Below are 8,452 nucleotides of genomic sequence, written 5' to 3' on the forward strand. Positions count from 1 at the left end.
AATAGCCTTCGCGAACAAGTTCGCTCCCACCGAGATCGGGTTTCGCCTCTAAATTGCAGGCGAATGAAGCTCCGGTGGGAGCGAACTTGTTCGCGAAAGGGCCCTATCTAACACATCAATCTCTCGGCTACGGCCTACCGCACGTGTCGCCCACGACCCCGGCCTATCGCAGCGTCGGCAGCCCCTACAAAATGCGTGAAACATGAATGAGTGATGTCACCTATCGGCGGCCGCCCTGGCCTCCGCCACCCTGCCCGCCGTGACCACCTTGGCTGCCGCCGTGGCCACCACCACCGGGTGGACCGCCATGTCCGCCGCCGATGTAGCCTGGCCGCGGACCGGGGCCTGGACGATAACCGCCACCCGGCGCGTAACCATGGCCAGGGCCGTAGCCGGGTCGACCATAACCGGGACCGGGACCACGCGGATAATAACCAGGACGTGAGCCGTAATACCGGGGCTGGCCGATGACGTAGCCAGGACCATAGTAGCGATCATAACCACCGGTGCCGTAGTAATAGCCTCCGTATACGGGCACTGGGGCCGTGTACACGTCCGACTCGTAATAGCCGGGTCCTGCGTAACAACCTGCTAGCGTCAAACCCAGCAAAGCAATAAGCAAAGTTTGTCGATACATGGCGGCCTCCTCGACCGCTATAGAGCTCAACCAGCGACGCTGGTCAGCATCAGCCAACCTCTGACAGATAACCAATAAGACTGTAATAAGGCGTTTCAGTGCCGCCACACTCAACTATATGTGTAACAAATTGCGCCCCCGCCCGGTGCAGAGCCGCACCACAGTGAGGCACTGAAAACCACGTTAATGCCATTAACATCGCGCCGCCCCCCGCAACACAAGGCTCGGCCTAACTTGGCACGGCTCTCGCTTAACATTCCGTGTGCAGGAGTCAAACAGGTTCGCGGCACCACAATTTGCAATAGCTGACTAGGGTTCCGGCTCGCCTATGGCGAGTGGCTGGTCCGAGAGTTGGCGACCTCCAGTAGAGGTTACACGGCGGGATAAAAGCCCGGGAGACAGGGACACCAGTGGTGTCACGTGACTCCTGCTCGCCTTTTTTCCTACTGGAGATCTCTACATGCAGCCCACCATCCGCAAGCCCCGTCTGTTTTCATTGCTCGCCGCTGGCCTCATCGCCGCATTGAGTCTCTCGGCCCAAGCCGCTCCAAAACAACACTTCAACGTCTGCTGGACGATTTATGCCGGTTGGATGCCATGGGAATATGCCGGTGCTCAAGGCATCGTCGACAAATGGGCGAAGAAGTACGGCATCAAAATTGATGTCACCCAAATCAACGACTACGTCGAATCCATCAACCAATACACCGCTGGCCAGTTCGACGGCTGCACCATGACCAACATGGACGCCCTGACCATTCCGGCAGCAGGCGGCGTCGACAGCACCGCGCTGATTGTCAGCGACTTCTCTAACGGCAACGACGGCATCGTGATCAAAGGCGACGGCAAGAAAGTCACCGACCTCAAGGGCATGAAGGTCAATCTGGTTGAGCTGTCCGTTTCCCACTACCTACTGGCCCGCGCGCTGGACACTGTTGATCTCTCGGAAAAAGACCTGACCGTGGTCAACACCTCCGACGCCGACATCTCTGCCGCCTTCAACACCGATGAAGTCAAAGCAGTCACCACTTGGAACCCAATGCTGGCGGACATCAAAGCCAAGCCCGGCGTGACCGAAGTCTTCGATTCGAGCAAGATTCCTGGCGAAATCATGGACATGATGGTCGTCAACTCCCAGACCCTCAAAGACAACCCAGCACTGGGCAAAGCGCTGACCGGCGCCTGGTTTGAAGTGGTGGCACTGATGAATGAAAAATCGGCCGCCAGCACCGCCGCGCTTGAGCACATGGCCAAAGCCTCGGGTACTGATCTGGCGGGTTTTCAGTCGCAACTCGATACCACCAAATTGTTCGCTACGCCGAAAGAGGCTCTGGAGTTCGCCAACAGTAAACAACTGCCAATGACCATGCGCAAAGTGGCTGAGTTTTCCTTCCTGCACGGGCTACTTGGCCAAGGCGCCAAAGACACCGGCGCGGTAGGCATGTCGTTCGCCAACGGCGTGACCACTGGCGATAAAGCCAACCTCAAGCTGCATTTTGATCCGAGCTACGTGCAGATGGCCGCCGACGGCAAGCTGTAATCGCGTCCCAGCCAAAGGTCATTGCCCATGCGTTTGATAAACCGCCGCCCGGATCGCGCCAGTCGATTGATTTTGGTGATCCTGCCGTTCGCCTTGTTGCTGTTCGCCTATTTCATGGGTTCGGCAACTCGGCTGACGGAAAACCCCAACGACAAGCTGTTGCCTAGCGCCGTGCAAATGACCGAGTCGGTCAAGCGCATGGCCTTCGTTGAAGACCCGCGCACCGGTGAGTATTTGCTGTGGCAAGACACCGGCGCCAGTCTGCGACGGCTGGCAATCGGCCTGGGCATCAGTGCGTTGCTCGGGCTGTGCCTAGGCATCGCGTCGGGCATCGTGCCGATGTTCGGTGCGCCGTTATCGCCGCTGCTGACGGTGTTGTCGATGGTGCCGCCGCTGGCGATTTTGCCCATTCTGTTCATCGTTTTCGGCTTGGGCGAACTGTCGAAAGTCATGCTGATCGTGATTGGTATCACACCGATTCTGGCACGCGATCTGGAGCAGCGCGCACAGGAGATTCCGGTCGAGTTGCTGATCAAGGCGCAGACCCTCGGCGCCTCAACCTGGACCTTGATCCTGCGCGTGATCCTGCCGCAACTGCTGCCCCGCTTGCTGATCGCCGTGCGGCTGGTGCTAGGGTCTGCCTGGCTGTTCCTGATTGCAGCCGAGGCCATTGCCTCCACTGATGGCCTTGGCTATCGGATTTTCCTGGTGCGCCGTTACTTGGCAATGGACGTGATTTTGCCCTACGTGGTGTGGATCACGCTGCTGGCCTGGCTGATGGATTGGGGCCTGAAGGCGCTGACCCGACGTGCTTTCCCTTGGTACGAAGGAGCACGGGCATGAGTTTTATTTCGGTGAGAAACGTCTGGCAGGAATACGACAAACAACCGGTGCTGGAGGGGCTGAACCTGAGCGTCGAAGAGGGTGAGTTCTGCACCTTGGTTGGCGCTTCGGGCTGCGGCAAGTCGACTTTCCTGCGCTTACTGTTAGGCCAGGAAGTGCCAAGTCGCGGGCAGATTCATCTGGACGGAAAACCCTTGGTCGGCGAGCCCAACGCCAGCCGCGGCGTGGTCTTTCAGCGCTACTCGGTATTCCCTCATTTGTCGGTACTGAACAACGTCGCGCTGGGCCTTGAACTGCCACGCTCGGCGTTGCTGGGCCGACTGTTCGGCAACGCGAAACGCGAAGCCAGAGAACAGGCGGCAGCGCTGCTGCACAAAGTAGGCCTCGGACACTCGCTGGACAAATACCCAACGCAACTTTCGGGTGGCATGCAACAACGGCTGGCCATTGCTCAGGCGTTGATCATGCAGCCTCGGGTGTTGCTGCTGGACGAGCCGTTTGGCGCCCTGGATCCGGGCATCCGCAAGGACATGCATGGCCTGCTGCTGGAGCTGTGGCGGGAAACCCAATTGACCGTGTTCATGGTCACCCACGATTTGTCCGAAGGCTTCAACCTTGGCACGCGTTTACTGGTGTTCGACAAGGTTCGCCATGACCCTCAGGCGCCCAGTGCGTATGGCGCCCGCATCACCTACGACATCCCCTTGAACAGCGACCGCCGCGCTGCACGCGCCGCGATTGATTCGCTGCAAACGGTTTAAAGGAATTATCACCATGACTGAATCAACCACACTGTTCCCGGTGTTCGCCGAGGAACTTATTCCCGGCGGCGGCCACCGTTCGTTCGTGCTCAAGCGCGGCCAACTGCTGCGCCTGACCGATATTGAAGGCGGCGCCAACGTCAGCCTGACCTTGCTTAACGCCAACGAAAAAACCGAACGCCTGAACCTCCCCGACAGCCTCAAATGCCAACACACCGCCAAGCTCACCAGCGGCCATTGTCTGTATTCGGACATGGGCCGGGTATTGGCCGCAATCACCGCTGACACCTGCGGTTGGAGCGACAGTATTGGCGGCATTTTATGTGCCGAAGAAGTCGCTGAAAAATACGGCCAGGGCCGCTATCAGGAATTGCGCAATGGCTTCTTCCGTAACGGCACCGATAACTTATTGGTCGAGCTAGGCAAATGGGGCTTGGGTTTATCTGACCTGTTGATGACCCTGAACCTGTTCAGTCGGGTCAACGTCGATGACAGCGGCGCCCTGCATTTCGTGGCCGACAACTCCAAAGCGGGCGACATCATCGAGCTGTATGCGCCGATGGACACCCTGGTGGTGATGACTGCACTGCAACACCCGATGGACCCTAATCCGCAGTACACACCCAAGCCGATCAAGCTCAGCTGGATGAACGCCGACGCCAGCGTCGCCGAGCACTGCCGCACCTCGCGCCCGGAAAACGAGCGCGGCTTTATCAACACTGATCGCCTGTTCGCCTAAGGATCGCCGCCATGAACATGACTCAATCCAAACACCCTGAAGCTGCGATCTACACCGCGACCATTCCAGCAGGCGAGCCGTGGCTCAAGGAAGTCAAAGCCGGGCAAACCGTACGCATCCTCGACCTGGAAGGTAATCAGGCAGTGGACACGCTGTTTTACAGTCTGGCTAACCCCCGTGAACGCTACGACGTACAACGCACCCTGCGCCGGCAAAACAATGTGTATTTGAGCGCCGGTAGCGTGCTGTATTCCAACCTTGGCAAGCCGATGCTGACCATCGTTGAAGACACTTGCGGACGCCACGACACCCTCGGCGGCGCCTGCGCGCAAGAGAGCAACACGGTGCGCTACGCCCTGGAAAAACGCCACATGCACAGCTGCCGCGATAACTACCTGCGCGCTTGCGCCCACGATGGCCGCCTGAGCAAAACCGACATTGGGCCGAACATCAATTTCTTCATGAATGTACCCGTGACGGCTGACGGCGGGCTGACCTTTGAAGACGGTATTTCGGCACCCGGCAAATATGTTGAGCTACGCGCAGAGATGGACGTGATCGTGCTGATTTCCAACTGCCCGCAACTGAACAATCCGTGCAACGCCTATAACCCGACGCCGGCACAACTGCTGGTCTGGGACCGCTGATATGGGCCTGACTCTCGCGCACCTTCGCCGCTGGTTATTTAGCCTGTGCCAAAGCCGATCCGGACAATGCTTGAAGTCACGCAACCCCCTGTAGGAGCTGCCGAAGGCTGCGATCTGTCGCAGATTTATCGCGGTATCAAGCCCTATCGCAGCCTGCGGCAGCTCCTACAGACAGTGTCAGGTTTCGCCATCGGGGACGGCCCCGAGGCACAACGTTCAATAGCGGGACGGCCCGCTTCCCACTAAGAAACCGAACTGCCGTCGGTTTCCGGGGTTTATGCCATGTTCGACACACTGCTGATCGCCAACCGTGGCGCCATTGCCTGCCGCATCCTGCGCACCCTGCGTGAGCTAAAGGTCAAGGGTGTGGCGGTCTACTCCGAAGCTGACGCCGCCAGCCTGCATATTCTTCAAGCCGACGAAGCCCATAGCCTGGGCGAAGGCGGCGCGGCCGGGACTTATCTGGCGGTGGATAAAATTCTTGCCATCGCCAAAGCCAGCGGCGCCAAGGCGATCCATCCCGGTTACGGCTTCCTTTCGGAAAACGCCGCCTTCGCTCAAGCCTGCGAAGACCAGGGCATTGCCTTCGTAGGCCCAACGCCAGAACAGCTGCGGGTGTTTGGCCTCAAGCACACTGCGCGCGCACTCGCCAAGCAACACGGCGTACCGATGCTCGAAGGCACTGAACTGCTCGACAGCCTCGAAGAAGCGCTGAGCGCCGCCGACCCCATTGGCTACCCAGTAATGCTGAAAAGCACGGCAGGCGGCGGCGGGATCGGCATGCGCGTGTGCCGCAGCGCCGCAGAACTGAGTGAATCGTTCGACGCAGTGAAGCGCCTGGGGCAAAACAACTTTAGCGACGCCGGGGTGTTCATCGAGAAGTACATCCAGCGCGCCCGGCATTTGGAAGTACAGGTATTCGGCGACGGCCAGGGTGAAGTCATCGCCCTCGGCGTGCGCGACTGTTCAGTGCAGCGTCGCAACCAGAAAGTCCTCGAAGAAACCCCGGCGCCAAACCTGCCTCAGGGCATGGCCGATGAGTTATGTGCGGCGGCGATCCAACTGGGGAAAGCGGTCAACTACCGCAGCGCTGGGACGGTGGAATTTGTCTTCGACAGTGAAGATCAGCGCTTTTACTTCCTTGAAGTGAACACCCGATTGCAGGTCGAGCACGGTGTTACCGAACAGGTCTGGGGCGTTGATCTGGTGAGCTGGATGGTACAACTGGCCGCCGGTGATTTGCCGCCGCTGCTTGAGCTGCGGGCAGGGTTGCAGGCCAGCGGTCACGCGATTCAGGCACGGTTGTACGCCGAAGACCCTGGCCGGGATTTCCAGCCTTGCCCGGGCTTGCTGACCGCTGTGAACTTTCCGGCGGCTGACGGTAAAAACTTGCGCATCGATACCTGGGTTGAAGCCGGTTGTGAAATTCCACCGTTCTTCGATCCCATGATTGCCAAGCTGATCAGTTGGGCCCCGACCCGTGAGCAAGCCAGTGCCGGACTGTTGGACGCGTTGGGCGACAGCCGTTTGTATGGCGTCGAAACCAACCGCGATTACCTGCGGCAGATTTTAGCCGACGCGCCGTTCGCCAGCGGTCAGCCCTGGACCCGTTGCCTGGAAGGTTTGCGGTATCGCGCAGATACCTTTGAAGTGTTGAGTGGCGGCACGCAAACCAGCGTGCAAGATTACCCGGGGCGTTTGGGGTATTGGGCGGTGGGCGTGCCGCCGTCCGGTCCGATGGACAGCCAAGCCTTGCGTGTGGGCAACCTTTTGTTGGGCAATGACGAAGGCACTGCTGCGCTGGAAATCACCATGAGCGGCCCGCTGCTACGCTTCAATACCGATGCGGTGGTGGCGATCACTGGCGCCGTAATTCCCGTGACACTCGATGGCCAGCCGCAAGCGTTGAACACCGCGTTCATGGTGCCTGCCGGTTCGACCTTGGCGCTGGGCACGATTGTCGGTGCCGGTGCGCGCAGTTACCTGTGTATACGCGGCGGTTTGGACCTGCCGGATTACTTGGGCAGCAAAAGCACCTTCACCCTCGGCCAGTTCGGTGGCCATGGTGGTCGGGCGCTGCGTGCGGGTGACGTGTTGCACATTGCGCCACTGAGTGATCGCAGCGTGGGAGCGCGCGTACCCGATGAGCAGCTTCATGACTTGCTTGATGTGCGTCAGATCAGGGTGATTTACGGCCCCCATGGCGCGCCGGAATATTTCACCGAGCGCTACATGCAGACGTTTTTCTCGACGCAGTGGGAGGTGCATTTCAACTCCAGTCGCACCGGCGTGCGCTTGATCGGGCCAAAGCCGGAGTGGGTCCGCGCTGACGGCGGCGAAGCCGGGCTGCACCCGTCGAACATCCATGACAATCCGTACGCAATTGGCGCAGTGGATTTCACCGGTGACATGCCCGTTATTCTCGGCCCCGACGGCCCGAGCCTGGGTGGTTTCGTGTGCCCGGTCACCATTATCGAAGCCGACTTGTGGCAGCTGGGACAACTCAAGGCTGGGGATAAAGTGCAGTTTCACCCGGTCAGCCTCCAGACTGCCCGCACTCTTAAACTGCAAGCCGATCTCTGTAGGAGCGGGCTTGTTGGCGAAGCAGACGACACGGTGCTTGATCCGGCCTCTTCGCGAACAAGTTCGCTCCCACAGGGGGATCGGGGAACTGACCCACTGTCTGCGCAGCCACTAAGGTCCTGTGGGAGCGAGCTTGCTCGCGAAGCAGACAACACGGTGCCTGATCTCGCCCCTTCGCGAACAAGTTCGCTCCCACAGGGGGAGTTGATTTCGCCGGTTGTGTTGGACATCGGTGAGGACGACACCCGTCTGGTGGCCCGCCTCTCCGGCGATACCCATTTGCTGCTGGAAATCGGCGCACCTGAACTGGATCTGGTATTACGCTTTCGCGGACATGCACTGATGCAAGCACTTGAGGCTAAAGCCTTGCACGGGGTGATCGACCTGACACCTGGCATTCGCTCGCTGCAAGTTCACTATCACCCCGAACAATTGCCGCTGGCCGACCTGCTAACCATCGTCGCGCAGCAGTGGGAAACCGTGTGTGCCAGCAAAGACTTACAGGTGCCGTCGCGCATCGTCCACTTGCCATTGTCTTGGGATGACCCGGCGTGTCAGTTGGCCATCGAAAAATACATGACCACCGTGCGCAAAGACGCGCCATGGTGCCCGAGTAATCTGGAGTTCATCCGCCGCATCAACGACCTACCCAACCTTGATGAAGTGCAGCGCACTGTATTCGACGCCAGCTACTTGGTCATG

7 protein-coding genes and 1 riboswitch are annotated in these 8,452 nt (G+C 59.3%); of the genes, 6 read left to right on the forward strand and 1 reads right to left on the reverse strand.

Features of this window, described 5'->3' with window-relative positions; genetic code table 11:
* Nucleotides 1–220: 220 nt before the first annotated feature.
* Nucleotides 221–637 carry a hypothetical protein gene (locus tag M0974_RS09515; protein ID WP_297835651.1) on the reverse strand — a complete coding sequence of 139 codons (417 nt, stop codon included), beginning with the start codon at nucleotides 635–637 and terminating at the stop codon, nucleotides 221–223.
* A gap of 298 nt (nucleotides 638–935) precedes the next feature.
* A riboswitch (guanidine-I (ykkC/yxkD leader) is annotated at nucleotides 936–1,037 on the forward strand.
* A gap of 72 nt (nucleotides 1,038–1,109) precedes the next feature.
* Here M0974_RS09515 and M0974_RS09520 point away from each other — a divergent pair.
* The 6 genes from M0974_RS09520 to M0974_RS09545 form a co-directional block, all read left to right on the forward strand.
* A complete protein-coding gene (locus M0974_RS09520) occupies nucleotides 1,110–2,177 on the forward strand; it encodes a putative urea ABC transporter substrate-binding protein (protein ID WP_297835663.1) in 1,068 nt (355 codons plus the stop codon).
* A gap of 27 nt (nucleotides 2,178–2,204) precedes the next feature.
* Nucleotides 2,205–3,020: an ABC transporter permease gene (locus tag M0974_RS09525; RefSeq protein ID WP_297835653.1), complete on the forward strand. Its 816-nt coding sequence runs from the start codon at nucleotides 2,205–2,207 to the stop codon at nucleotides 3,018–3,020.
* Nucleotides 3,017–3,781, forward strand: a complete 765-nt coding sequence (locus M0974_RS09530) for an ABC transporter ATP-binding protein (RefSeq protein WP_297835655.1) — start codon at nucleotides 3,017–3,019, stop codon at nucleotides 3,779–3,781. Before M0974_RS09525 ends, M0974_RS09530 begins: the two co-directional genes overlap by 4 nt.
* A 13-nt stretch (nucleotides 3,782–3,794) precedes the next feature.
* Entirely contained in the window at nucleotides 3,795–4,520 is a 726-nt protein-coding gene (locus M0974_RS09535; protein WP_297835657.1) for an urea amidolyase associated protein UAAP1, read from the forward strand.
* An 11-nt stretch (nucleotides 4,521–4,531) separates the two neighbouring features.
* Nucleotides 4,532–5,167, forward strand: a complete 636-nt coding sequence (locus tag M0974_RS09540) for an urea amidolyase associated protein UAAP2 (RefSeq protein WP_297835659.1) — start codon at nucleotides 4,532–4,534, stop codon at nucleotides 5,165–5,167.
* Between the two features lie 282 nt (nucleotides 5,168–5,449).
* Nucleotides 5,450–8,452, forward strand: a 3,003-nt coding sequence (locus tag M0974_RS09545; RefSeq protein ID WP_297835661.1) for a 5-oxoprolinase/urea amidolyase family protein, incomplete at its 3' end; no start/stop codon positions are given.

This window comes from Pseudomonas sp. (assembly GCF_026224925.1).
Taxonomy (GTDB): Bacteria; Pseudomonadota; Gammaproteobacteria; order Pseudomonadales; family Pseudomonadaceae; genus Aquipseudomonas.

Coding starts and splice junctions, on each gene's coding strand:
- M0974_RS09515 (WP_297835651.1), bottom strand. CDS start 637: ATGTATCGACAAACTTTGCTTATTGCTTTGCTGGGTTTGACGCTAGCA.
- M0974_RS09530 (WP_297835655.1), top strand. CDS start 3,017: ATGAGTTTTATTTCGGTGAGAAACGTCTGGCAGGAATACGACAAACAA.
- M0974_RS09535 (WP_297835657.1), top strand. CDS start 3,795: ATGACTGAATCAACCACACTGTTCCCGGTGTTCGCCGAGGAACTTATT.
- M0974_RS09540 (WP_297835659.1), top strand. CDS start 4,532: ATGAACATGACTCAATCCAAACACCCTGAAGCTGCGATCTACACCGCG.
- M0974_RS09525 (WP_297835653.1), top strand. CDS start 2,205: ATGCGTTTGATAAACCGCCGCCCGGATCGCGCCAGTCGATTGATTTTG.